Below are 25,608 nucleotides of genomic sequence, written 5' to 3'. Positions count from 1 at the left end.
TTTACTGAGTGTGATATGAGACAGCCTTTTCAATTAAAACCTTTAGTTATTGCGCTTAGCGTATTAGGGGCAACTTTACCGTTATATGTTTTTGCCGAAGAAACGCCACGACAAGCAGGTGATTCTGAAAGCGATGTAGTTACTTTGTCAGATGTAGTCGTTACTGGAGCAACTAAGAAAACTACCGTAGTTCCTAAACGCAAAGTTACCTCAATTTATGGAACGGATAGCTCTGTATTGGATACCCCGCGTGTAGTATCCCAAGTATCAGAACAACAATTTAGAGAAGATGTTATTCGCAGTGCGGATGATCTCGTCAAATATGCACCGAGTATTACGCGAGGCGGGGGACAAAATGCTAACTTTGCTCCACAAATTCGCGGACAGAACTCAGAAGTTTTTCAAGATAGTCAACGCATTTATAGTACCCGCCATCCGACCAATCTCAATGCTTATGAAGCAGCCGATATTGTGGCAGGGCCAACAGGTGTAATTTTTGCACCGACTTCAGGTTCTGGCGGATATATTAACTACCTGACCAAAAAGCCTAATTTTAATAAAGCTGAAACCAATATCTCTGGCACTGTAGGTTCCATTTACTCAGGTAAAGGTGCAGAGCCTAATTTCTCTGTCAGTATTGATCATACAGCCCCGATTTCAAAAGAATTAGCATTTCGCGTGAGTGCAACAGCACAAAAGACAGATGACTATTATGACAATGTGAAAAATAACTTTAATGCATTTTATGGAGCACTTGCTTGGCGTCCAAATGATCGTTTAAGGGTAGATTGGAATGTCAGTTACGATGATTATTATGATTTTAATGTGACACATGGCTGGAATAGAGCGTCACAGCAATCTGTTGATAATGGCCTTTATTACAAAGGTAGAGCTACGCCTATTATTCAAAACGGATCGACTTTTTGGTCTCCTGTATTTGAATCTGGTGCGGCAAATTCTAAAGTCATTGGTTGGCAAACTCGTCAGAAGAACGATAAAAACCAATATGTTGCTGTTGGTGGAGTTCAGACCACGCCGTTACCGAACTCAACTGCTGATCAAGCAGGAACCATTAAAGGTTGGGTCTATGATCCATCAATCCCTGGTAATGAATTGGTCAAGCTAGATGATAATGTTTCAGGACGTAGTGAAGATAAAAATAGTGCCAAGCGATTTAGCACTCAATTAAAAGTCATTAAAGATTTAAATGACCATTGGTCTATTGCAAACAGTACGCTCTATCAAAATAACAAAGATTTAGGCGACTCTGTTGGAAGCTTTTTTACAGATTTAGATCATGAGTTAATTGATAACCGACTAGAATTTTTAGGTGACTATGATTTTGAAATAGGTGGCGTAAAAATTAATAATAAAAGCAGTACAGGGGGAACATATCGTCATGAGAAGTTTACGTCTTTAGCTGCAAATAATAGTTTTAATATTAATCCTTATGATTTAACCAATGATCCATCACAGAAGAACCCTGGTGATTTACTGGGGTTGATTAATAATAGCGGTTCAACAGGAGGTTGGATTGGACAAGCCGGAGTGCCTCAATATTCTCAATATTTTGGTTATTTAAATTTACCGCGCATGTACCCAATTGGAAACGGTTTATATGCAGAAAAAGGTGGCTTTCCACCGAATGGAGGAGGCGCTGTCTATACGGGTTCAGGTTTCTGGGATACGTTAAGTGTGTTCACTCAACAAAACTTTACCTTTAACGATGTATTCGGTATTAATTTAGGCATTAACCATAGTTCTGTAAGAGCAAAACTTGAAAACCCACTTGTTTTAACCCCAACAGATGTCCGTTCATCTAGTGATAAATATAGTCTATTGAGCTATCAACTGAGTACGTTTATTAAGCCTACTGCGAAAAGCACACTTTATTTTACCTATGACAAAAGCACTGCATTAAATACGGGAGTATTTGGGCCTTTCTTAATTTGGGGCGCAGGAAATCAACTCAATCCTTTAGCTTTTGACAGTGGAAGTGAGCTAAAAGAAGTAGGATTTAAATATGAACCTATTACTGACCAGTTATTTTTAACCCTAAGTGGATTTGAACAAAAACGAGATTTATCGCCAGATACCAACGGCAATATGGCTCGCTTTGAAATAAAAGGTATTGAGTCATCATTAAGATGGCAACTTCAAAAAAATATAGCGATTGGGGGCAATTTCACTTATTTAGATGCTGAATACAGCTCTATTGTACCTGCTGGTTTTTCACCATTTGGCTTTCATGCCGACAATGCTACGGTTTGGGGAGACAATAATGCTTTAAATCAACGTAAAGCTGGACGTTATGATGCAGCAGGAATTCCTAAGTACTCTGCAAGTGCTTATGTAGATTACCAACATCAGTCTGGTTTTGGGGTCAACCTTTCAGGATGGTGGACAAGCTACTGGTACACAAACTTAAGTCAAACCGTGAAAGTACCGAATAACTATAATCTGGACTTAGGTCTTTATTATCGCCAGCCACAGTGGACGGTGGGTCTTAACATTCTTAACCTAACCAATGAACGAAATTTTGTGAATGGTTTGGCAGGGTCGAATAGCGAGTTTTTACAACCAATGCGTCCTCTGACTGTACAAGGCCAATTTAGTTATAAATTTTAAACCCAATCAATCATTTCAAAGAATCTTAAAAAGCCATACGTCTGTATGGCTTTATTATTAATACGGGATATAAAACACGTTAAATCGTGAATGTTGAAATAACAACAATAATACCTTTCAGACTGTCTATCTATCAGCAGCATTGAATCATTTTTATTTTTAATTTTTCATTAAGTATTTGAAATTATTTAAATAAATTAAATGGCATAGAAGTTGCCAATATAAGAATAGATTTATTTAAATGGAGTCACCATGTTTAAGGTTACAAAAATTAGGCAGAGTATTTTAACTGCTATGTGGGGAGTAACGGCGAGTGTTTCGACATTAGCTTTAGCGAACGATGATGCTGATGCAATTCCTGCTGAGCAACAAGCTCAAGTGGTAAATGCTAAAGATGTAAAAAAACTAGGCGATGTCATCGTTACTGCACAATATCGTGCACAAAACATTCAAAAAGTTCCAACTGCAATTACAGCAGTTTCAGGCAAAGATTTAGCCGCGAAAGGCTCAACATTTATTGGCGATGTTTTAACTTATACACCCAATGCAGCAGCTGAAAACCCAGATGGCGATAGCCGTCCACGTTGGTATATTCGTGGTTTAGGAACTGGCGATGTAGCAGCCTCTACAGTTTTTCCAGTCGGTATTTATGCAGATGGGGTTTATTTAAATGCGCCTGTTGCTGGTGCTGGAGATTTATTCGATTTAGAACGTATTGAGGTTCTACGTGGTCCACAAGGCACGCTTTATGGTAAAAACACCACGGCTGGTGCGGTAAATTACATTTCACGAAAACCTGTTTTTACAGATAAACCGACCGGTTATGGAACAATAGGAATAGGTGACCATAATCTTCGTACTTTTGAAGGCGCCGTGAATGGGGCTATATCAGATAACGTTGCCGTACGAGGGGCATTCTATTCAGAAGACCGCGATGGCTATGCAAAAAATTTAGCCAATGGTGAGAACTACGGGGATGTAGATAAAAAATCATTCCGCTTCCAGATATTAGGAAAAATTAATGATGATTGGAATGCTTTAGTCAATCTACATAGCCAAACTTATAATGGTCTTGGTAATAATGGCTCTTTAAGTATTGGAAAATACTGGGGTGTTTATGAAAGACCACAAGGCCGAGATACAAATTTAGACTTACCTGAAAGTAATAAAATCCAACATGACGGCGCTTCACTCACCTTAACAGGAGATTTAGGCGGCGGTCATACTTTTACATCCATTACAGCGTTTGATAAAACCACTCAAAAATCTATTTCTGATGGTGACTATACGCCTTACGATGTAGCAAGAAGCTATAGCGATAATGAGTGGCGCCAATATAGCCAAGAGTTTCGTGTTTCTTCTGATGCTGAAAAAAGACTTAGTTGGATCGCAGGTTTTCACTTCTTTAATGAAGATTTAGACTCAACAGGCGTAAGTGCGCGAGTAAATAAAACATTACCGAATGGCGCTCCAGCTCAAACAGCAGGAACTCCAGCTTTTAGAGATATTACCTATAACCAGACCACACAAAGTTTTGCCTTGTTTGGTAACAGTACCTATAAATTTACCGATAAATTTAAAGTGACAGGTGGTTTACGTTGGACAAGTGAAGAAAAAGATATTGATCTAGATCTTGTTCAAATTACCTCAGGCGATTACACCAAAGGCAGTTGGTGGCAAAAGGATGGGTATAGCAATGCAGTCTATAACCCAGCGCCGAATGCAAATGGTTCAACAAGTCGTAAAAAGAGATGGAATGAGCTGACCTACGATATTACGCCAGAATATGAAATCACGCCTGATATCAACACATACTTCCGTTTTGCTCGAGGTTTCCGTTCAGGTGGTTTTAACACTGGTCTTTCAAGTAGCCTGACGCAACTTGCAGATGTTAACCCTGAATATTTAAATAGCTATGAGCTAGGTTTGAAGTCTAGCTTGTTACAAGGCAATTTAACCGCCAATGCCAATATTTTCTATTACGACTACAAAGATATTCAAACAAATTTATTGGTTGCGACAGAAGGACAAGGTGGAGGAGTAACCTCAGTTCTGGCAAATGGACCTAAGGCAGAAGTAAAAGGTGCCGAATTAGAATTAGATTATTTAGCGACCGATAACTTACGCCTACGTTTTGCAGGCGCTTATTTAGACAGTGAATACACCGACTTTGTTGATAAAAACCCCGTAACCAATGTCGTAAATGCTGACAATACAGGTAACAGCTTGGTTCGTTCTCCAAAGTACACCATCGGTTTAGGGGGTGAATATACCTTTAATCTTGATAGTGGAGCACGCGTTATTGTGGGCACAGATGCAAAATATCGTGACCGTGAGTTTTTCTTAGTCAATCGTCAAGATTATTCTGTTGACCCAATCTTGAGTCAAAAAGGGTACACCTTATGGAACGCAAACGTTGGGTATATCAGCGCAAATAATAAATACCAAGTTAATGCTTACGTTAAAAACTTGCTAGACGAAGAATATCAAGTTCATGGGCGACCAAATGGTCCTGCTGGACAATATGTCTTAACCTATGGAAACCCACGTCAAGTTGGTGTTTCTCTCACTGCAAAATTCTAAGCTTTGCTTTAAGGAGAAAATAATGGGAATTGAATTTTTTACACGTTTACCACTTCATGGCGAAACAGAATTTCTACCTGGTGACCCACGTAATCGCGGTGATTGGGCCAATATTGAAAATGTTGAAAATACCGGAGCAGTTTCGAACTATGAAGTAGGTGATGATTTTACCTATATTGATTACTTAAGTCAGGTAGCACGGGCAGCAGAAATTAATGGTTTTGCTGGTGCACTCATGGTAAACGCCCCAACCGGTGAAGAGCCTTGGACAGTATGTTCATTGCTTGCAAGAGAAACCAAAAAACTTAACTTTGTGACTGCATTTCAGGCTTATCATTTTAGTCCATATAATGCTGTACAAACTGCTGCAACGTATCAGCGTGCAACGGGCAATCGACTGGTTTGGAATATTATTAATGGCGGCTCGGAAGTCATCCAACGTCAAGTAGGCGATGACTTACCTCACGATGAACGTTATGCACGTGCTACAGAATTTCTAGATGTTGTAAAAGGATATTGGAATAATCCTTCATTTCACTATAAAGGGAAGTACTATTCGGCAGAAGGCGGTGGTCTAAAATATCCACTGAATAAAGCAAGTCTTCCAATTATTTGCACAGCAGGTTCTTCAGAGGCTGCTCGCGAGTTTGGAGCAAAACATGCCGACTATTATTTAATGCGAGCTGAAAAACCAGAAGAAATTGCAGCATTGATTGCCGATGTACGTGCTCGTGCAAAAAAGTATGGTCGTGAAAATATAAAATTTGGTCTATCAATCGATACCATTGCTCGCCGTACTGAACAAGAAGCGTTGGCAGAGGCTCAGCGCTTTCTCGATGAAGCTGCTGAAAAGCAACGTTTACACGCGGCAGCAGCCCATGCGGGTTTACGCTCAGCACGCGTATTAAGCTTCGAAAAAGAGTATGCCGAAAAAGATGGCAGTAAAAATGTTAGCGACTTTTTTATCCATCCAAATGTTTGGTCAGGATTTGGATATATTGGTGTGCCACCAGGTGTTGCTTTAGTCGGGAGCTACCAACAAATTATTGAGCGTATTAAAGAATACAATAGCATTGGCATAGAGTTATTCTTTCTTGCAGGCTATCCACATCTTGAAGAGTCATACCGTCTTGGTGAACACGTTCTTCCACACTTTAAAAAGCAACGTGCTCGATTGCAGCCTACAGTAGCTAGCCCAGAGTTTGATATTGCGCTTTAAAGTTTAAATGTTCTTTGAATAAGCCTGATTAGTAAGCTAGTTGGGCTTTTTTAATTTTTGTTCCTTATATGCATTTGATCTTTTATGAAAGGTCTATACAAGAATTCTTATCTTTATCTCTTATTTATAAATATAAATATTTTCTGATCTTTGTACCTGTGTAGACAGTTAAACAAAACATCTCTCTTTACACTCATCCAGAGCATAACACCAAAGATGATCATAACACGTCTCATATTAGATCTACATGACACGGATAAATGATCATCAGGTATACGTTTAGTTAAACATTCTGAGAAATCTATAACAGCAGAATGTATGGATATATATCGAGATATGAAAGAAATAATTTCGCAAAAAAATTCATCCGGCATTGTCTGGAAAAGTACCAAGAAACCATGGTTCATTTCTGTTGGGTATTTTAACTCGCTTGCGATCTATTGGATTGTACCTCTTTGTTTATTCCTACTGTGGTGGGTAGCGTCAAACGAGCAGTGGATGCCTGCTCAAATTTTACCTACCCCAAAAGATACATGGCATTCTTTCGTTGAAATCGCATCTCAAGATCTATGGTCACAGCTTGCGATTAGTCTTGAGCGCTTTGGTCTTGGCCTATTATCAGGTGTATTAGGCGGCGTATTTCTAGGTGTTCTACTTGGTTATAGCCGCATTGCCGAACAATACCTATCTGCAACATTTTATGCGTTGGTCATTATCCCAACATTGGCTTGGTTGCCTTTGCTCATGATCTGGCTTGGCATCGAAAATAGTTTAAAAATTTTCATCATTTTTAAGGCCACAATGGTACCGATTGCCTTACATACTCAAGCAGGGGTACGTGACATTCAACCCAAACTCAAAGAAATGGCAGCAATTTTACAGTTTAATCGCCTAACCTTGCTCACAAAACTTGTCCTGCCAGCCACACTTCCATACTTCTTTACTGGTTTAAGACTAGCTGTTGCAGCAGGCTGGACGAGCTTAATTGCTGTTGAGTTGTTGGCTTCATCGGAAGGCATTGGATATTTGATGGTGACAGGTCGTCAGCTATTTCAGCTTGATATTGTCTTTGTCACGATTTTTGTTATTGCGTCTGTCGGAATTATTTTCGATTTTATCCTGCATCGAATTGAACGTAAGTTTGTGTTCTGGCCACATGCTGCTTTAAGTGCTCATACTTTTCATAAAAAAAACCGAACCGATGTTTTCAAATCGTGGGTTTTACCTTTGAGTTTAGTCGTGCTTTGGGCAGTGAGCAGTTGGTTTAACTTGATTTCGAGTCAAATTTTGCCCGCGCCGTGGAAAGTATTAGAAGCACTCTGGTCAGGCATTCAAGATTTCTCACTCACTACTGCCATGTATTACAGCCTTTATCGTGCAATTTTGGGTTTGATTATTGGCGGGCTAATTGGGGCGTCAGTAGGAATTGTGGTGGGTCTATTTAAACCTATTGAAAATCTGTTGGCACCTACACTCAACACATTACGTCTCATTGCCATTTTTGCTTGGATTCCACTACTGACAGCTTGGTTTGGGCTCGAAGATTTATCAAAAATTGTTTTTATTTCAATAGCGACATTTTTTCCGATGTTTATTGCGACATGGAAAGGCATGTCGAGCATTCCAATGCAGCTTGTTGAGGTATCGAGCACTTTAAGAATGACATTACTTCAACGCTTGACGCTTTTGATTTTACCGAGCATTGCACCTTCAATGTTTGCTGGGTTTCGATTGGCATTGCTCTATTCGTGGATGGCATCTTTTGGAGCTGAATACTTGATGGGCTCTGGGATTGGTATAGGTAGCTACATGATGGCTGCACAGCAAAACTTTGAAATGGAGCGTGTGATAGCAGCAACCGTTTTGGTCGCTGGTTTAGGAGCGATTCTGGCATGGCTGGGCAAAATAACTGAAAACTACGCAACATCTTGGCGAAAAAATTGAGGTCCGACCATGACAATTACCCTTAATACAAATACTGAAAAACATCACCAGTCTTTTCAATCTAATGCTCAAACACGTGTGGCATTTCACCATGTTCATAAGTCCTTTGTTGTCAATCAACAACCTGTCAAAGTTATTCACGACTTTAATCTAGAAATTAAAGAAGGGGAGTTTATTGCGATTGTAGGTAGCAGTGGCTGCGGTAAATCTACGCTCTTACGTCTTTTGGCAGGACTAGATCAAGATTTTGATGGTCGAATTTTAATTGATGGTGCCGATGTAAGCGGGATTGGCGGCGATCGAGCAGTAGTTTTTCAAGAACACCGCTTATTTCCTTGGCTTACCGTTGAGCAAAACATTGAGCTGGGTTTATTAAATGAGGCGTTAACTTCACGTGATAAAGATATTCTGGTTCAGAAAGCAATTGAATTGATTGGTTTAAATGGCTTTGAAAAGGCCTATCCACATCAGCTATCTGGTGGGATGTCTCAACGTGTAGCTATTGCACGCAGTCTTGTTGTGCAACCACGCATTTTCCTGTTAGACGAACCGTTTGGTGCCTTGGACGCATTAACACGGCATCAAATGCAAAATGAATTGCTACGCATTCAATCCCAACAAAAAATGACTACTGTTTTTATTACGCATGATGTGGAAGAGGCCGTGACTCTGGCAGATCGTGTAGTGATTTTAAAACCTAAACCTGGTCGTGTTGAACAGATTATTCCCGTCAACTTGCCGCGTCCTCGAAATCGTTCAAGTTTTGAATTGCATCAATTAAAAGAACAGATTTTTCGGATTTTGACCGAAGACAAAATTGGTTAATAGGAGTTATTGATGAGTGAATTTAGTCAAGGCTCGATTAGAAAAGCATTTTTATTTGAGCAATTATCCAATCAGGTCACCCATACAACGACGGTTAATGATCTTTTTAGCCATAACGTAAACGTAGATGCTGGAAATGATCCCACTGGGCCAAAAAAGAATGCTTTGGCAATTGCGATTGTCGCAGTTGCTGCAGCACATTTGGGAATCTGGTATATCGCCAAACAACTTCCTACACCTCAGCTTGATGTCAAAACACCTGACCCTGTGGTGATAGAGATTGTCAAACCGCCTGAACCACCTAAGGTGATTGAACCTAAAATCCCTCCAGTGGTGCAAAAGCCAAAGATACCGCCTGTTAGCCCAAAGCCTGAGCCTGTACAAAAGCAAATAGAGACACCAAAACCAGTACAGAAACACGTTGAGCAGCCTAAACCTGTTGAACAGCATAAGGCAGTAGAGCAACCACGGCCTGTAGCGGAACCCTTAAGTAAAAACGTGGTGGCGGCTCCTGTTCAACAACCCGTTTCAAAACCCGCTGAAGCACCTGCGAAAGCTGCTGATGACAACTTGCCTGTTACCGAAGCAAAAGGCTATGCGGGTTATTTGAGTAATCCAGCGCCTGAATATCCTGAACAGGCTCTCGATCGAGGTTGGGAAGGTTCAGTCATCTTGAGGGTAAAAGTCTTGCCAAATGGCAGTCCTGATAGCGTGACAGTCAAACAGAGCAGTGGCAAAAAAATACTCGATAGTGCAGCGGTGAGAACCGTAAAACAATGGAAATTCTCACCCGCTTTAAAAGGGAAGACACCAGTCGAAGGTTGGGTCGATGTTCCTATTCACTATCAGCTCCCAAAATAATTTTTAACTTAATATTGATCTATAAGGAATTTTAACATGAGTGATATAAACTCCCTGATCCACGATGGGACTATCTGGTTATTGGTTGCTTTTTCAATTGTGACGTGGGGTTTGATTGTCATTAAACTGGTTCAGACCCAAAAAGCCAACCGACAAAGCAAAGCCTTTGCAGAAGAATTCTGGAGTGCTAAAAATCTGCAAGATGCGATTCAAAAATCGGAAGCAGGACAAGGACCAGTGGCACGCATTGCAAATACTGGTTTTAAAACACTTGCCGATGCAGATGACGATACTCATCAAGATTTACAACATAGCTGGAGTCGTCAAGATTTACTTGAGCGCCATTTACGCAAACAAATTTTGTCTGAACGTCGCCAACTAGAAAAAGGCTCTGCCTTGCTCGCATCAATTGGTAATAATGCACCTTTCATTGGGCTATTTGGTACAGTCTTTGGGATTATCCATGCTTTACAGGCCATTGCACATTCGGGTAATGCCAGTATGGATGTCGTTGCAGGACCGATTGGTGAAGCGTTAGTTGCAACAGGCATCGGGATTGCAGTGGCTGTTCCAGCGGTACTGGCATATAACTATTTTGTGCGTAAAGTAAAAACTATCGGTGCAGAACTAGATGACTTTGCGACCGATTTTGTCAGCCTAAACCAAAAATCAGGTTTCCAGCTTAAGACTGTCAAGGCAAAAACAACAAATACAAGCATTCCAGCCAGCGAGTTAAGCCATACCCACAATAAAGAAAAGGTATATGCATAATGGCAATTTCAACATCAGAACAAGATGATGTCGTCAGCGAGATCAACATTACCCCTCTAGTGGACGTGATGTTGGTTCTGTTGATTGTGTTTATCGTCACGGCACCCTTACTGACCAATACTGTTAAGGTAAACTTACCCAAGGCTGCACCAACGCAGGTGACAGATCAAACCAAGGCTGTGGTCATTAGTGTTAATCCAAAAGGGGAAATTTATCTGGATAAAGATAAAGTCACTATTGAACACTTCGAACAGGCCATTCAAACGCGTAAGGCAGCCAATCCTAAACTGGCTCTGAACCTGAATGCAGATGAGACGGTTCCATATGGTACGGTTGCCAAGTTACTGGCCAGCATAGAACGAGTAGGCGTTGATAAACTATCAGTTATTACATCGCCTAAGTCTTAAGTTCTATCAAAATAAACAAGACGAAAGAAAATCAAGATCCAAATTTGAGATCTTGATTTTTATATAATTGTTTAATCTAAATTTATATTAAACTTGAATTTCACGATTAGGTTGTATGGTCTATTTTAGAGCTTCAATTTGATGGTGAGATGGCGAATGACAACACTTGTTTATAACGATAAAAGAAGAAATAACTATGATCATTTTTTAGATTTATTAGATCAAACTCATATCAATCGTTATCAAGATTTCAACATTACTTTTGAATATAAAAAACTGGCTGAACAAATGCTGTCAGAATGTGAATTTATGGACGCATGTTCGCTTGAAGAAAAGCAGAAATTATTTAATGAAATTAAGATAAAGCATCTATATCAAGGGCAAGTGCTATATTCGAGAAATCAAGACTGTCGTGAACTCATCATTGTTTTAAGTGGTGTACTCAAATTAGGTTGGAATTCATACGATGGGAAATATCTTATTCATCGTTTTATCCCTACAGGCGCACTATTAAATATTGTCTATCTTATTTCTGAATCTGCGCTAGAGCATGAATATGTTGCACACGAAGCAACTGTGATTGCGACCATTCCAGAGCATATCTTTAAGCACACCATACAGCACAATTCACGCATGCTATATCAGGTTTTAAAATTGGTATGCCAGAGAACACGGCTTTTAGACAATGATATCTATCACACATCTACACAACCTTTAAAGGTACAAATTGCACGACAGCTCATCTATTTAATCGAATTTTTTTCGACCCAAACTCAAAAAGGTATTGAGGTTTTATTAAAACTCTCACAAGAAAATTTAGCTGAACTTTTAAAAATATCGAGACAAAGTATCAGAAAGGAAATTCAGTGGTTTGTTGAAGAAGGCATTATAGAAACAAAATACAATCATATCTCTGTAAAAAACATCGACAAATTAAAAGCCTTACTGCACTAAAGAGATTATGACGAATTATGAATAATTTTTCATAAATGCAGAAATGCTATGTAATTTTTGTTGCAGAATTTAAAAGGTGTAATTTCTAAACTCATATCATCAATGACGAGAACGATGATATGGCAGATTTATTAATAAGAAAACTAGTGAGTGAGTTAATCGATGTAATTCCTTTAGCAGGTCGTATCGGTGCACAAATTAATGGTGTTGAATTATCTTCAAACCTCAACCCTGAGGTCTTGAATCAAATTAGGCAATCATTGCTTGAACATAAAGTTATTTTTTTCCGTAATCAGGAACATTTAACCGATCAAGAGCAAGAAAAGTTTGCAGAATTGCTTGGGCAACCTATTTCACATCCTACTGTTCCAGTGGCAGAGGGTTCGACTTATATATTTGAACTTGATTCCCGTCATGACGGTCGTGCAGACGTTTGGCATACCGATGTCACTTTTGTTTCAAATTATCCAAAAATCAGCATTTTAAGGGCGGTAACTACACCTCATCGAGGGGGCGATACCACATGGGCAAATACAGAAGCAGCCTATGATGAATTGCCTGAGCCGCTAAAGCTCCTTGCCAATCAGCTCCGTGCGATTCATACCAATGATTTTGATTATGGTGGTTTTCGGCCTTCTGCAAGTGATGAAGTCGTAAAACGCCATCAAAAAATCTTTGCTTCAACGGTCTATGAGGCAGAACACCCATTGGTCAGAGTACATCCTGAAACAGGTAAGCGAACTTTAATTTTAGGCCAATTTTTTAAACGATTTGTGGGTCTGACTGCTAAAGAGTCCAACAAGCTGTTTGAAATTTTTCAAGATCGTATTACCAAACCAGAAAACACAATTCGCTGGACGTGGAAGGACGGAGATGTCGCTATTTGGGATAACCGTGCCACTCAGCATTTAGCCGTCAATGATTATGGTAATGCCTTGCGTATTATGCGACGCGTTACGTTGGCAGGCGATGTTCCTGTTGATATCGATGGTAAAGCGAGTAAGCAAATTAAGCCATCTACTTCATAAGTGTCTAAATAATACGACACTGATTTATCAATAAAAATGTGGAAAATATAATGAAACCATCAATTTTTAAAAAATTGATCTTGCTGAGCTTATTGACTTGTGGACATGCCAGTTATGCTGAAAGCCTTAAAACAATCCGAATTGGTTCTCCCGATTTGACTGCTGGTCAGAAACACGCGGGTGGTGGAGTTGTTGATGTGCTTTACAACAAAAAATGGCTTGAGCAAGAACTTGCAAAAAACAATGTCAAAGTGGAATGGCATTTCTTTAAAGGTGCTGGGCCAGCCATTAATGAAGCATTGGCGAACAATCAACTGGATTTCGCCTTTTTAGGGGATTTACCTCCAATCATTGGTAAAGCCAATGGATTAGATACCCAATTACTTGTTCCAACGGCGCGCGGCATCACCAATTATCTAGCGGTAAGGTCTGATCTTCCGATCAAAAATTTTGCTGATTTAAAAGGAAAACGCGTTGGTTTGTTAAGAGGGACAGCAGATGAATTGTCATTTGTGAGTGCATTGAACAGCCAAGGTTTAAAGCTCAGCGATGTGCGAGTGGTCAATTTAGACTTTAACGCCGTCAACGCTGCTTTGGCCGCAAAAAAAATTGATGCATCATGGGGACCTTCTCGATTTTTTGCGTTACGTGACAAACACATCGTTAACTTGCCTATAAGTAGTCGTCAGTTAAATGGTGCAGGATCTACTCAAGGTGTGTTTTTAGGTCGTCAATCGTTTATTCGACAACATCCAAATGAAACACAACAAGTTGTGACTCAGGTTGTAAAAGGGCTGAACTGGCTCTCAAATGAGCAAAATCGAGTACCACAAGTCGCACTCTTTTTTACCCAATCTGGCTATCCGGCATCTATCTATGCTCAGGAACTTAATGGTGTAAATCTGAAGTTTTTATATTCACCGTTATTTGATGGCTATTACACCCAACAATTGCAGCAAAAAATCACTTTGGCTACGCAACAAGGGTTGATACGCAAAAATATTGACGTCAAAAGCTGGATTAATCCGTCATTTGTAAATCAAGCACTTGAACAATCAAATTTAAAGACCTACTGGAAACCAACTCAGCAGTACGAATATTTGAAATCAGTGAAATAAGCGCCGTCTTTTAAAACTTAATTATGGGGTAAATAATGTCGATACATTCGAAAAATGTAGCGCGTGATCCGTTCACGTCAGTAACTAAACAAAAAATTTTAAATTTAAGTCTGCTTTCGCTGAGTATCTTGTCAGTTTGGGGACAAGCTCATGCAGAAACAGTATCAAGCACCGTACGTTCTTCAGAGGATGTGGCTCAGTTAGAGACCGTTGTAGTAACAGCAACACGCCGTGAAGAATCACTCCAAAAAGTACCTGTTGCCGTTTCAGTCATCAGTGGAAAGGAACTCGATAAGCAACAGCGAAACTCACTTGAAACATTGGTAACTCAAGTACCGAGTGTTAACTTTCGGGCTGGAGCTTCCAATAAGGATACTTCTTTATTTGTTCGCGGTATTGGAACTGTTACCACTTCACCGGGTGTTGAACCTTCTGTCTCAACAGTGATAGATGGCGTTGTTTACAGCCGACCGGGGCAAGCAACACTTGATTTGTTAGATGTGGATCGTATTGAAGTCCTACGTGGTCCGCAAGGAACACTTTTTGGTAAAAACGCATCGGCAGGTGTAGTCAATATTGTGACCAAAAATCCAACCAGTGAAACCTCTGGTTATATTGATGCCTATGCCACTAACGATGGTGAGCAACGAATTAAACTAGGAGCATCTGGTACATTAATTCCTGAAAAATTAACTGCCAATGTCTCGGCGCTATTAGGTAATTTTGATGGCAATGTAGATAATCTTACAACCAATCAAGATGTTAATGGCTATAAAAACTATGGGTTTAGAACTAAATTTGAATATACGCCTACCGATAGTTTAGTGTTGGGCTTTACTGCCGATTATCTGCATAAAAAAGGAAGTGCTCCAACAGGTATTGTGGTTAAAAATACCGATGCCAACTATGCAGCAGCATTATCGCCTGTTGTGGCATCTCCAACCAATCGAAGTACAGTTGAAAATACTCAAGCCTCGACTGATGATACCAATCAGGGTGTAGCGCTTACGGCAGACTGGACATTAACCAATCATCAATTATCATCCATTACGGCCTTTCGCCAATGGAAAAACACACAGATTGGTGACAGTGATCAGCTTGCTGCTCCGACACCAAATTTTGCCGGAATTGCCGATTTAGGTCATGTTAACAGTAAGCAATTTTCTCAAGAAATTAGAATTAAACCGCTCGATCATGGTTTTTTTGATTATGTCGCGGGTCTATATTTTTCAAAGAATAAAAACGATGAGACTTATCAACGTGAGTCAACTTGGTATAACAATGCCTCTAATGCCTATGTCGTAGATTTTGGTAAGGCAATCTATAACACTGACAGCACCAACTATGCTGCATTTGGTGAAGGTACCTTTCATTTCACAAATCGATTGAGATGGATTGCGGGTTTACGTGTTACTCGTGATGAGTTGTCTTATGATCACAGCCGAGTTTCAACTGTTCCAAGCAGTGTAGGTGTCCGAAATGCTATTCGTTCTTCATTTAGCAGTGAAGGATCAACCAGTGAAACCGGAGTTTCAGGTCGCATAGGACCTCAATATGACTTTACACCGAATATATTGGGCTATTTTACGTACTCGAGAGGTTATAAAGGTCCTGCATATAACGTTTATTTTAATATGCAGCAAAATGATACGCCTGTCATCGATCCTGAAACGGCTAACTCTTACGAACTTGGTCTCAAATCTCAATGGTTGAATAATCGTCTGCGTGTCAATGTGGCGTTATTTAATACTGATTATGATAACTATCAGGCAAATTTTAGAACTCTCGACCCAAATGGTTTCCCAATAACCCGCTTGGTTAATGCAGGAAGTGTCTCTACCTATGGTGCTGAAATTGATTCGGTATATAAGATCAATCCAAATTGGGCACTAAACTTTTCTGGTGCCTATACACATGCACGAATTGATGACTTCAAATGTCCAGCTGCCGATACTTCATGCCCAAATGTAAATGGTAAACCACTACCATTTTCACCGGATTGGAAATTTAATACGCAGCTCGATCGCTATTTTACTCTGGCAAATAACAAGCAAATTGAACTCTCAACCCAATATGCATGGCAGAGCAAAGTACAGTTCAGTCTCGACCAAAACCAAAACACCATTCAGGGTGCATATGGACTTTTGAACGCGAGCATCGCTTTGGCTGATACTGCCTCTGACTGGCGATTGGCATTGAATGTACGAAATATAACGGATAAATCATATGCAACCTTACTGAGCACAAATGGTAGCCGTATTAATCGTCAAGTCCCTCGAGATGATGAACGCTATTTTGGTATTTCATTTCGTAAAAATTTCTAAAAAGTATGTCTAGTACGCCTCGTTTTTTAAGAGGTGTACACCAATCAATTGGACTGATTAAAATGAGTAATCCTTCGTCTACAAGAAAGCTCCACCTTAATTTATTTTTAGACGGTTATGGCCATCATTTGGCCAGTTGGAGGCATCCAGCGAGTCAATTAAACCTAAGTCCCTATGAACGCTACTTAAGCGCAGCAAAAATAGCTGAAGAAGGGAAATTTGATGCCATTTTTTTTGCCGATAGTTTAGCTGTTGATCCAGCAACTGCGACATCAGGCAAAATTCGCGGTAGCGAGGTTGAACCCCTCACATTACTTTCGGCAATTGCGACACAAACCCGTCATATTGGACTCATTGGGACAGCCACGACAACCTATAATGAGCCATATCATCTCGCAAGAAAATTTGCCTCTTTAGACCAGATTTCTGCTGGACGTGCAGGCTGGAACCTCGTCACCACTGATTTTGCACTTGAAGCGAAAAATTTCAGTACAAAGGAACATGTCAAACATCAAGACCGCTATGCACGTGCTGAAGAATTTCACGATGTCGTAAAAGGACTTTGGAATAGTTGGGATGAAGATGCAGCTATTCATGATAAAGCCAGAGGTATTTTCTTTAATCCAGATAAGGTACACACGCTCAATCATTGCGGTGATATTTTTCAGGTAAAAGGTCCACTCAATATTAGCCCAAGCCCACAGTCTCACCCTGTGGTGGTTCAGGCAGGCAGTTCAGAACGAGGCAAAAATCTGGCAGCTCGTACAGCAGATGTCATTTTTACTGCGCAATCCAACTTAGCCGCTGCACAGCAATTTTATAGCGATGTAAAGCAACGTCTTGAAGACTTTGACCGCCAAGAACATGAGTTAGTGGTCATGCCGGGTGTATATGTCCTTGTTGCTCATACGAATGAAGATGCTAAGGAACAGCAACAGCTTTTAGATGAACTCGTTGATGATGATATTGGCCTTGGGCTTTTAGGAAGAATGTTGGGCAATTTTGACTTAAGCGGTGTTGATGTAAATCAGCCTTTAGCTTCGTTAGATTTATCTGAAACCCAAACAGGGCAGCAAAGTCGCCAGCAATTGATTCAGGCACTCGGGCAAGAGCAGGGTCTAACCATTAAACAGCTCTATCAACGTATTGCATCGGGACGAGGGCATTTTTGCTTGGTTGGAACGCCAGAATATATCGCCGACCAGCTTGAAGAGTGGTTCGTCAGTGGTGCAGCAGATGGATTTAACATTATGCCGGCCGTCATATCAAACGGAATTAGAGACTTTGTCGATCTGGTGATTCCCATCCTTCAACAGCGCAATTTATTCCGCAAAGAATACGAAGGTCAAACATTAAGACAAAACCTCGGCCTCTTGGCTGGTGCCAAATAAAAGGACAAAATATGTATCTTGCAAATTCAGAACGATATCAATCATTCCAATATCGAAAAATTAAAAATAGCGGTTTGGTATTACCACCATTGTCACTTGGTTGCTGGCATAACTTTGGAGATGACACTCCAATTCAGCAACAAAAATCGGTACTTTACACGGCGTTTGATCAGGGAATTAATCATTTTGATCTGGCCAATAATTATGGAACACCTTTTGGAAGTGCAGAGAAAAATATTGGGCACTTTTTAAAAACTGACTTCAAGCCATATCGAGACGAACTTATTATTTCGACAAAGGCAGGCTGGGACATGTGGCCTGGACCTTATGGACAAGGTAGCAGCAGCCGAAAATACCTAATGGCTAGTCTTGATCAAAGCTTACAGCGACTGGGGCTTGATTATGTCGATATTTTTTATTCACATCGTTATGACTCGGAAACACCGCTTGAAGAAACAGCCAAGACACTTGCCGATATTGTGCAGCAAGGTAAAGCACTCTATGTAGGGATTTCTTCTGGATATACACCAGAGTTAACTTTACAGTTGATAGAATTGCTTAAGGCTTATCACGTTCCACTTACTTTGCATCAACCGATTTACAATTTTTTTGAACGTCAGATTGAGCAAGGTTTAACGGAGACTGCTAAACAAGAGGGTTTTGGTGTAATTACGTTCTCACCACTGGCTCAAGGCCTATTGGCTGGACGATATCTGAATGGTGTACCTGAAGACTCGCGTATCGGGCGTGGTAGTCGTTATTTACAGTTAGAGCATCTCGTTTCATTGAAGCTACAACAAATACAGCAGTTAAATGAAATAGCAAAGCGTCGAGACCAAACATTGGCTCAATTTTCATTGTCATGGGTTTTAAGAGATGAACGGATTACATCGACAATCATTGGTGCTAGTCGTCCAGAGCAGATCATCGAAAACTTAAAAGCATTGCAAAATACGACGTTTAGTGCAGATGAATTGACTCAGATTGACGCTATTCTAAATACGCCATAACTCTATACAAAATTTGCAGCATGGCTTTGAAGGAGCCAATGCTGCAATGATTATGCATTTTATTTGTTAAAAGCTAAGTTTTACGGTTGCACCAATGGTACGGGGCTGACCTAAACTAGCGAGAACAATACCATTAGAAGAATTCCATGTATTGGTCACATAGGTTTCATTGGTAAGGTTTTTTACCCATAGCGCAACATCCAGTTCATTTTCACCAATACGATGTCGTGCACCCAGACTCGCATTTGTTAATCCATAGGCTTTAATAACACTGTACGGGTTATTATCTAAAGAGCCATATGACCAATCTCGCCAAGCATAACTTCCTGAAACATAGGGCTGCCAGTTATTGTGCTCAGCTAAGTCATAACGGAAATTGAAATTTGCAATCCACTTCGGTACGCCATATACACGCTCTCCAGACAAATCTTGTGTATTTACGCCTGTTGGAATGCTGATATTGGATGGAGCAGGCGCGTTTTTGTATTCTGTATAGGTGGTATCGTTAAGAGAACCATTAAAATTAAGTGTAAGGCGACGAATAGGCTGATAGGTAGCATCGAGTTCAATCCCTCGGCTGCGTACTTTACCTGCATTTGCCAATACACTCACCACAGAGTTACCCACTTGTTCATAGCTTGTGGTTTGATAGTCAGAAACATCAATCCAGAATATATTGCTATTTAACTGTAAGGTATTATTTAGAAAATTCTGTTTTAACCCAATTTCATAGTTATCTGCTTTTTCAGGATCAACCTTTAACGAGTTAGCACCCGCTGCTGGTGCAGAACCAATGCTTAGGTTAAAGCCTCCTGATTTCTCGCCGTGTGAATACGTTGCATAGGCCAGTGTGCTCGGATTTAAACGATAGCTGCCCGTCAGTAAGCCAGAGTAACTTAATCCATGTTGTTTCAGTTCACCCGAGTCGTATGCGCCGAGCTGGGCATTTAGTAAATTACGCTCTGCCGCACTTAAACCTGAAATTGGTGTACCCCCGATAGGGTCGGTTCTATAGATACTGGCAGATTTATCTTCATAGGTGACTCGTGCACCTGTGGTGATGTCTAACTTCGGTGTCGCATGCCATGTACTTTGACCAAATAATGCTGAGCTTTTTGTCTCAGTTGTTCCATATGAATATGAGTCTCGATTATTCAAAATATTCGATTGACCATTTGCAATTAAGGTTCTCACGCTCGGAACGTTGTAAAGATAGAATGCGTCAGCCGTATCTCCATATAAAGAGAAAGTCGTATTGTCTAACTGTTGCTGAAAGTAATATAGGCCCGTTACCCAATCCACTTTTTGATTTCCAGCAGATGTTAGACGTAGCTCTTGAGAATACTGTTTATCTCGAACCGAAACACCGGCATTAGTCAATGCATTTGAGCTAATAAAATCACTGTTGGTTGGAGTGAAGTTCCAAAAGCGGTATGCACTAATCGACGTAATTTTTTTACCGCTATCTAGCGACCAATTGGCTTCTGCCGATCCACCACCTTGTTCAACAGACATATGTTGTGGGGCATCTGAATGAATTTGTTTATCTTTCCAGTTGGTATAAAGATTTTTGGCACCTGACTGTGTGGCATTTTCTAAGTAACGATTATAGTTATTGCCATATACGGTACTGTTAAACGTTGGCCCAGCGTAGTACACGACCATCGCGCCTTGATCATCATCTTGCTTGTTGTAATCTGCAATTAGACGTAAATTAAAATTCTCTTGCGGCTTCCAGAGAATTTGACCGCGGACACCTTCGCGATCTGTATTGTTATAATCTTTACCATTATAGGTATTATGAATAAAACCATCTTGAGTTGTTTTATAAAAAGAGAGTCGGCCTGCTACAGTTTCGGATAGAGCATCTGAAAACGTTCCTTTAGCCTGCAAATAATTGCGTGAACCAAAAGAAATTTCAGCAGAATGGTCTGGGTCGAAGGTAGGCTGTTTTGAGCTAATATTTAATAAGCCCGCCGTGGTATTTTTACCAAATAATGTCCCTTGTGGCCCGCGTAATAATTCGAGTTGGGCAATATCTAATAAATCAAATACAGCCATGCCGGGGCGACCTAAGTAAACATTGTCCAGATAGACCCCGACACTAGCTTCCAAACCATCACTGGCTGGGTTATTACCCAAACCCCGAACCGCTACACTGGATTGACGTGGGTTCAAGAAAGCAACATTAAGGCTAGGTAGGGCTTGCTGTAGATCTTCAAGTTTACTGAGTTTTTGTGTTTCCAGCGTTTTGGCACTTAAAATACTAATGGGTGTTGGAACATTTTGTGCTTTTTCTTCACGTCTTCGAGTAGTCACAATAACATCTGCAAGCTGAATGACATCATCTGCTTTACTGTTTGACTGTGAATTTGACGTACTGGCTTCCGTTACCGCTGTAGAAGAAGTGTCTTCGGCATAAACAATAGATGAATATCCTGCACACCCTATAAATGAAATAAACAGACTTTGCGTGATTTTATTTAAAACTAATCTTTTTCTCTTGAAGTGAAAGGTGTGCTTTTGAACTGACATTAATGACTCCATTTTGTGTTTTCTTTGTGATGATTTTAATTTTTATGTAATTGAACACTGTCATTATCAGTACAAACTTAAGTTTATATTTTGATGATCTTATCTTTATATTTAATAGTAATTTTTAAACATAATCCCTTTAAAATATTGTTCAGGTGGCAAATGTAAAAGCCAGCATTAGGTGCTGGCTTAGTACAATCAGTTGATACCAATCTCTTCGTTATTTTACGCTTCAAACGGTTCTAGCTGATCATTTTGTAATAATCTTCGTTGTTGCACATTTTCAATCACACCATTTTCTTTGACATAAGTTGCCCATTCTTTGAGTAATTCATCGAGCTTTTCTGGATATTGTTTTGCTAAATCCTGAGTTTCGCCTTTATCATCTTTAAGGTTATATAGCTGCCAGCGATTTGGACCATTTGGCGCAGGGATGAAGAGCGCTTTCCATTCTCCTTTGCGCAGAGCCTTTTGACCAAATAACTCCCAGCCTGTGACATGATCTTCACTGTGAATGTGATCTTGTTGTACTTGTAAGTATGGCAAGATAGAACGACCACGGAGGGGCACCAATTGACGACCTTTATACACTTGACCAGGGTGCTGAATATTTAAATAATCCAGTAGGGTTGGTAGTAAATCCATGACCGTCAAAAATTCGTGACTGATCTGATTTTGGCGTTTAAACCCTGCGTAGTGAATGAAAGAAACTGTTCTAATTCCACCTTCGCTAGTATGTGCTTTATAAAGGCGAGCAGGAGCAGTAGCTGCTTGTGCCCAATGTTCTCCGTACCAAACATATGAGTTTGCTCGTCCAATATTATCAATACTGTTGTCGTAATATTGCTCGATAATTTCATTAAGTTGACCGCCAAAGACGGGTAGAGCTTCAAGTTGAGCACCTTCTGCACCATTGTCTGATAGGAAAATAACAATAGTATTGTCTAATTCACCTCGATCTTTGAGGTATTCCACCACACGTCCAACGTTTTGATCCATACGATCTACCATAGCCGCATAGACTTCCATAATTCTTGAAGACTTATCACGTTGCTCTTGGGTAAGATTTTCCCAGAATGGAGTTCTAGCTAAGACAGGGTGAATTGTCGTTTCCGCATCTACCAATTGAAGTTGCTTGAGTTTCTCAAGGCGCTGTTCACGCAATTTAACGGGGCCATCTGCATAACGTCCTTTATATCGATCAATATCTTCCTGAGGTGCCTGTAAGGGCCAGTGCGGTGCAGAGAAAGGTAAGTATGCAAAAAAAGGACGTCCTTGGCGTGCTTCATCATCTTGTAAGAAGTCTAGAAGGCGAGTGGTAAAATAATCTGATGAATAAAACCCTTGTGGTAGTTCTTCCGAAAACTCATCATCTTCTGCATAGAGTCCTTTTGTTGACTTAAGTAAGCGTGGAATTTGGTCTTCTGGAATATCCGCTTCAAATAGATAATGATTAGCTGCACCCGGTAATAGTGCAAAAGAACGTTCAAACCCTTTTTTTATTGGAAAATATTCTGGTTTTAGTCCCAAATGCCATTTTCCAGACATAAGGGTGTAGTATCCCGCATCTTTTAATAATTCTGGTAATGCGGCAACTTTGTTATTTAATACACCTTCATAGCCTTCTTTACCTTCGAGTTCTGGGGTAAGGGCCTCTGCCATGGTTCCTAAGCCAGCTAAATGATGGTCAGTACCTGAAAGTAACATCGCACGAGTGGGGGAGCAGGTTGACGCCGTATGAAAATTAGTAAGTCTTAAGCCGTTTAATGCCAATTCATTCAAATGAGGTGTATTGATTTCTCCGCCAAAAGCACCTAAATCTGAAAAGCCTAAATCATCTGCCACAATCAATAAAATATTAGGTTGGTTTTTGATATTTACATCTGTCATGTTTTATCCAACAAAGCGACTAAAATGCTTAGTGTAAATATGACAAATTTTTATTCTGTTTCTATTCTGACAGTTATCTCCTAATAAAATCATATCATTATGACAAAAGCAGATATATCAAATAAACTTAGTGGTACTGTTGAACTGATGAGTCTGAGCAATATCACTTAGCTTTTCAAAGTCCAAAATAAAGATTTGATTGTATTTAACCTCAATGATGTTTTGGTTCGAAAGCGCTGCTAGTTCTTTATTAATGCTTTGTCTTGAAGTCTGCAAAAGCTCTGCCAGATTTTCCTGACTCAATTTAAGATTCAGTAAAATTTTATCTTTGTCCTGATAGGAATGATAATCCACTAGAAAAACTAGTTTTTTAGCGAGACGAGTTTGCAATGTTTCAGTTGAATAAATGAAGTTTTGTTCACGATTTAGCTGTGTTCTTACACAGATTAATTTCAACACCATAAACAAAGCATCTGCGTTATTTCTGATGACATCCATAAACAATTGGCCAGGAAGGTTGGCAATTACTGTTCTACCTTGTGCAATATGGTCGTGAAGGAGGGGTTGACCCGTTACAATCGGAACAATATTGATTAATGTACCTGAGGGCACAAAAATATCGGTGTGATATTTACCTTGTGATGTGCTCCAGCCAAGTTTAAGCGCACCTTCAAGCAAAATATTGATATCAGTGCACGGATCATTTTGGTTGTATATCGTTTGATTATGATAATACTTTCTTATTTTTAAATGCTGAATAAGCGTAGATTTCTCTGTATTAGATAAAGATTGAATAACCTGATAATTTTCTAAAATACGAATACTTTTATGAATAAATTCATTCGTTATAATTTGATGATCCGAAGATTGTCCGCCGTCAAAATCATTCTGATATTTTGAGATAGGATTCCTGAACTCGATAATTGATGATGCTTTCATGATAAATCAGAGATATAAACTAAGATTTTAAACAGCTTATCAGAGTTAAAATTTATTCAAATTTCAAAAAAATATAATTTCATATTTAATTTTCATATGTGCGTGTTATTAATTATTTAAATATCAAAATAATTTTTTACGTGATGGATTGTCTCTGAAATAACAGAATAAGCCACCGTTTCTGATAAAAATTCAGTCATATATTATGACAGGAAATTAAAATGACTACATTTATTCAGAAACCAGCACAACAACTTCAAGTTAAAAAATTAACTGGTCGAATTGGGGCTGAAATATCAGGCATTCATTTAAGCTCTGAGCTTGATTCATCTACAGTTCAGTTTATACACGATGCGCTACTAGAGCATAAAGTACTCTTCTTTCGTGGCCAGCAACATTTGGGGGACACCGAACAAGAGAAATTCGCAGAATTGTTTGGTTCACCTGTTAAACATCCAACAGTACCAGCGGTGGATGGCACAGATTTTATTTTTGAACTTGACTCACAAAAAGGTGCACGAGCTAACTCTTGGCATACTGATGTCACTTTTGTGGATGCCTATCCTAAAATTAGTATCTTGAGAAGCCTAATCATCCCTGAAACAGGTGGTGATACAACTTGGGCAAATACGGAAACTGCTTATGAAGATCTTCCTGAGCTTTTACAGCAATTTGCTGAGCAGTTGGTAGCTGTACATTCAAATGAATATGACTATGGTGGACCAAAACAAAATGTCGAGCCTGAACAACTCGAAAGACTGAAGAAAATTTTTGTATCCACCAAGTATGAGACAGAGCATCCAGTAGTCGTATTACATCCAGAAACGGGCAAGAAAAGCCTATTATTGGGGCATTTTTTCAAACGACTTGTAGGATTTAGTCAAAGTGATTCGCAGCTTTTATTTAATATTTTACAAGAAAAAGTAACGCGTCCAGAAAATACTGTCCGCTGGCAATGGCAGGAAGGAGATGTGGTGATTTGGGATAATCGTTCTACACAGCACTACGCGGTTAACGATTATGGTGATCAACATCGCGTTGTACGCCGAATTACACTTGCCGGTGAAGTAACGACTGGTGTACATGGCTTAAAAGGTAAAACCACATTACCCAAAGATTTATCAGAAGAACAACTCGAAAAAGCCAAGCTTCACGCTGTTTTAAATGCCAACTAAATACCA

The 25,608-nt window shown here is 39.8% G+C and carries 18 protein-coding genes; 15 read left to right on the top strand and 3 right to left on the bottom strand.

Features of this window, described 5'->3' with window-relative positions; all coding sequences use genetic code 11:
- The first annotated feature begins 15 nt into the window (after positions 1-15).
- The 14 genes from AC1PJP_RS15390 to mgrA all read left to right on the top strand — a co-directional run bounded on the left by AC1PJP_RS15390 (position 16) and on the right by mgrA (position 19,063).
- A complete protein-coding gene (locus tag AC1PJP_RS15390) occupies positions 16-2,628 on the top strand; it encodes a TonB-dependent receptor (RefSeq protein ID WP_479767562.1) in 2,613 nt (870 codons plus the stop codon).
- 252 nt (positions 2,629-2,880) lie between these two features.
- Positions 2,881-5,211 carry a TonB-dependent receptor gene (locus AC1PJP_RS15385; RefSeq protein ID WP_005131896.1) on the top strand — a complete coding sequence of 777 codons (2,331 nt, stop codon included), beginning with the start codon at positions 2,881-2,883 and terminating at the stop codon, positions 5,209-5,211.
- A gap of 22 nt (positions 5,212-5,233) precedes the next feature.
- Complete coding sequence (locus tag AC1PJP_RS15380; RefSeq protein WP_192454359.1) at positions 5,234-6,430, top strand: LLM class flavin-dependent oxidoreductase; 1,197 nt, start codon at positions 5,234-5,236, stop codon at positions 6,428-6,430.
- A gap of 318 nt (positions 6,431-6,748) precedes the next feature.
- A complete protein-coding gene (locus AC1PJP_RS15375; RefSeq protein WP_016145289.1) occupies positions 6,749-8,374 on the top strand; it encodes an ABC transporter permease in 1,626 nt (541 codons plus the stop codon).
- A 9-nt stretch (positions 8,375-8,383) separates the two neighbouring features.
- Positions 8,384-9,199 (top strand): ABC transporter ATP-binding protein, encoded by an 816-nt coding sequence (locus AC1PJP_RS15370; protein WP_004701568.1) that lies wholly within the window; start codon positions 8,384-8,386, stop codon positions 9,197-9,199.
- A gap of 12 nt (positions 9,200-9,211) precedes the next feature.
- Positions 9,212-10,060, top strand: coding sequence for an energy transducer TonB (locus AC1PJP_RS15365; protein WP_479767559.1), 849 nt, complete (start codon positions 9,212-9,214; stop codon positions 10,058-10,060).
- A gap of 36 nt (positions 10,061-10,096) precedes the next feature.
- Positions 10,097-10,831: a MotA/TolQ/ExbB proton channel family protein gene (locus AC1PJP_RS15360; RefSeq protein ID WP_479767557.1), complete on the top strand. Its 735-nt coding sequence runs from the start codon at positions 10,097-10,099 to the stop codon at positions 10,829-10,831.
- Positions 10,831-11,238: an ExbD/TolR family protein gene (locus AC1PJP_RS15355; protein ID WP_192454363.1), complete on the top strand. Its 408-nt coding sequence runs from the start codon at positions 10,831-10,833 to the stop codon at positions 11,236-11,238. Before AC1PJP_RS15360 ends, AC1PJP_RS15355 begins: the two co-directional genes overlap by 1 nt.
- A gap of 156 nt (positions 11,239-11,394) precedes the next feature.
- Entirely contained in the window at positions 11,395-12,192 is a 798-nt protein-coding gene (locus tag AC1PJP_RS15350; protein ID WP_479767555.1) for a Crp/Fnr family transcriptional regulator, read from the top strand.
- A gap of 119 nt (positions 12,193-12,311) precedes the next feature.
- Positions 12,312-13,220, top strand: a complete 909-nt coding sequence (locus AC1PJP_RS15345) for a TauD/TfdA dioxygenase family protein (protein WP_479767553.1) — start codon at positions 12,312-12,314, stop codon at positions 13,218-13,220.
- A 50-nt stretch (positions 13,221-13,270) separates the two neighbouring features.
- On the top strand, positions 13,271-14,338 hold the full coding sequence (locus tag AC1PJP_RS15340) for an ABC transporter substrate-binding protein (protein ID WP_479767551.1): 1,068 nt from the start codon (positions 13,271-13,273) through the stop codon (positions 14,336-14,338).
- Between the two features lie 128 nt (positions 14,339-14,466).
- Complete coding sequence (locus AC1PJP_RS15335) at positions 14,467-16,662, top strand: TonB-dependent receptor (protein WP_479768245.1); 2,196 nt, start codon at positions 14,467-14,469, stop codon at positions 16,660-16,662.
- A 62-nt stretch (positions 16,663-16,724) separates the two neighbouring features.
- Complete coding sequence (locus AC1PJP_RS15330; RefSeq protein ID WP_479767549.1) at positions 16,725-18,053, top strand: LLM class flavin-dependent oxidoreductase; 1,329 nt, start codon at positions 16,725-16,727, stop codon at positions 18,051-18,053.
- Positions 18,054-18,064: 11 nt separating this feature from the next.
- Positions 18,065-19,063, top strand: a complete 999-nt coding sequence (gene mgrA / locus AC1PJP_RS15325; RefSeq protein ID WP_479767547.1) for an L-glyceraldehyde 3-phosphate reductase — start codon at positions 18,065-18,067, stop codon at positions 19,061-19,063.
- Positions 19,064-19,129: 66 nt separating this feature from the next.
- Here the strand turns inward: mgrA and AC1PJP_RS15320 are convergent, their stop codons facing one another.
- The 3 genes from AC1PJP_RS15320 to AC1PJP_RS15310 all read right to left on the bottom strand — a co-directional run bounded on the left by AC1PJP_RS15320 (position 19,130) and on the right by AC1PJP_RS15310 (position 24,427).
- Positions 19,130-21,610, bottom strand: coding sequence for a TonB-dependent receptor (locus AC1PJP_RS15320; RefSeq protein WP_479767545.1), 2,481 nt, complete (start codon positions 21,608-21,610; stop codon positions 19,130-19,132).
- Between the two features lie 213 nt (positions 21,611-21,823).
- Complete coding sequence (locus tag AC1PJP_RS15315; protein ID WP_209045009.1) at positions 21,824-23,488, bottom strand: arylsulfatase; 1,665 nt, start codon at positions 23,486-23,488, stop codon at positions 21,824-21,826.
- 117 nt (positions 23,489-23,605) lie between these two features.
- Complete coding sequence (locus AC1PJP_RS15310) at positions 23,606-24,427, bottom strand: Crp/Fnr family transcriptional regulator (RefSeq protein WP_270907275.1); 822 nt, start codon at positions 24,425-24,427, stop codon at positions 23,606-23,608.
- A gap of 221 nt (positions 24,428-24,648) precedes the next feature.
- Between AC1PJP_RS15310 and AC1PJP_RS15305 the strand changes: the two genes are divergently transcribed.
- Positions 24,649-25,602 (top strand): TauD/TfdA dioxygenase family protein, encoded by a 954-nt coding sequence (locus tag AC1PJP_RS15305; RefSeq protein WP_250375704.1) that lies wholly within the window; start codon positions 24,649-24,651, stop codon positions 25,600-25,602.
- The last annotated feature ends 6 nt before the right edge of the window (positions 25,603-25,608 follow it).

The sequence above is a fragment of the Acinetobacter sp. V116_7 genome, from assembly GCF_056735735.1.
This window is presented reverse-complemented; position numbering and strand designations above follow the sequence as displayed.

Excerpts from the sequence above, each read along its gene's own strand:
- AC1PJP_RS15390 (WP_479767562.1), top strand. The coding sequence starts at position 16 with ATGAGACAGCCTTTTCAATTAAAACCTTTAGTTATTGCGCTTAGCGTA.
- AC1PJP_RS15385 (WP_005131896.1), top strand. The coding sequence starts at position 2,881 with ATGTTTAAGGTTACAAAAATTAGGCAGAGTATTTTAACTGCTATGTGG.
- AC1PJP_RS15380 (WP_192454359.1), top strand. The coding sequence starts at position 5,234 with ATGGGAATTGAATTTTTTACACGTTTACCACTTCATGGCGAAACAGAA.
- AC1PJP_RS15375 (WP_016145289.1), top strand. The coding sequence starts at position 6,749 with ATGGATATATATCGAGATATGAAAGAAATAATTTCGCAAAAAAATTCA.
- AC1PJP_RS15370 (WP_004701568.1), top strand. The coding sequence starts at position 8,384 with ATGACAATTACCCTTAATACAAATACTGAAAAACATCACCAGTCTTTT.
- AC1PJP_RS15365 (WP_479767559.1), top strand. The coding sequence starts at position 9,212 with ATGAGTGAATTTAGTCAAGGCTCGATTAGAAAAGCATTTTTATTTGAG.
- AC1PJP_RS15360 (WP_479767557.1), top strand. The coding sequence starts at position 10,097 with ATGAGTGATATAAACTCCCTGATCCACGATGGGACTATCTGGTTATTG.
- AC1PJP_RS15355 (WP_192454363.1), top strand. The coding sequence starts at position 10,831 with ATGGCAATTTCAACATCAGAACAAGATGATGTCGTCAGCGAGATCAAC.
- AC1PJP_RS15350 (WP_479767555.1), top strand. The coding sequence starts at position 11,395 with ATGACAACACTTGTTTATAACGATAAAAGAAGAAATAACTATGATCAT.
- AC1PJP_RS15345 (WP_479767553.1), top strand. The coding sequence starts at position 12,312 with ATGGCAGATTTATTAATAAGAAAACTAGTGAGTGAGTTAATCGATGTA.
- AC1PJP_RS15340 (WP_479767551.1), top strand. The coding sequence starts at position 13,271 with ATGAAACCATCAATTTTTAAAAAATTGATCTTGCTGAGCTTATTGACT.
- AC1PJP_RS15330 (WP_479767549.1), top strand. The coding sequence starts at position 16,725 with ATGAGTAATCCTTCGTCTACAAGAAAGCTCCACCTTAATTTATTTTTA.
- mgrA (WP_479767547.1), top strand. The coding sequence starts at position 18,065 with ATGTATCTTGCAAATTCAGAACGATATCAATCATTCCAATATCGAAAA.
- AC1PJP_RS15320 (WP_479767545.1), bottom strand. The coding sequence starts at position 21,610 with ATGGAGTCATTAATGTCAGTTCAAAAGCACACCTTTCACTTCAAGAGA.
- AC1PJP_RS15315 (WP_209045009.1), bottom strand. The coding sequence starts at position 23,488 with ATGACAGATGTAAATATCAAAAACCAACCTAATATTTTATTGATTGTG.
- AC1PJP_RS15310 (WP_270907275.1), bottom strand. The coding sequence starts at position 24,427 with ATGAAAGCATCATCAATTATCGAGTTCAGGAATCCTATCTCAAAATAT.
- AC1PJP_RS15305 (WP_250375704.1), top strand. The coding sequence starts at position 24,649 with ATGACTACATTTATTCAGAAACCAGCACAACAACTTCAAGTTAAAAAA.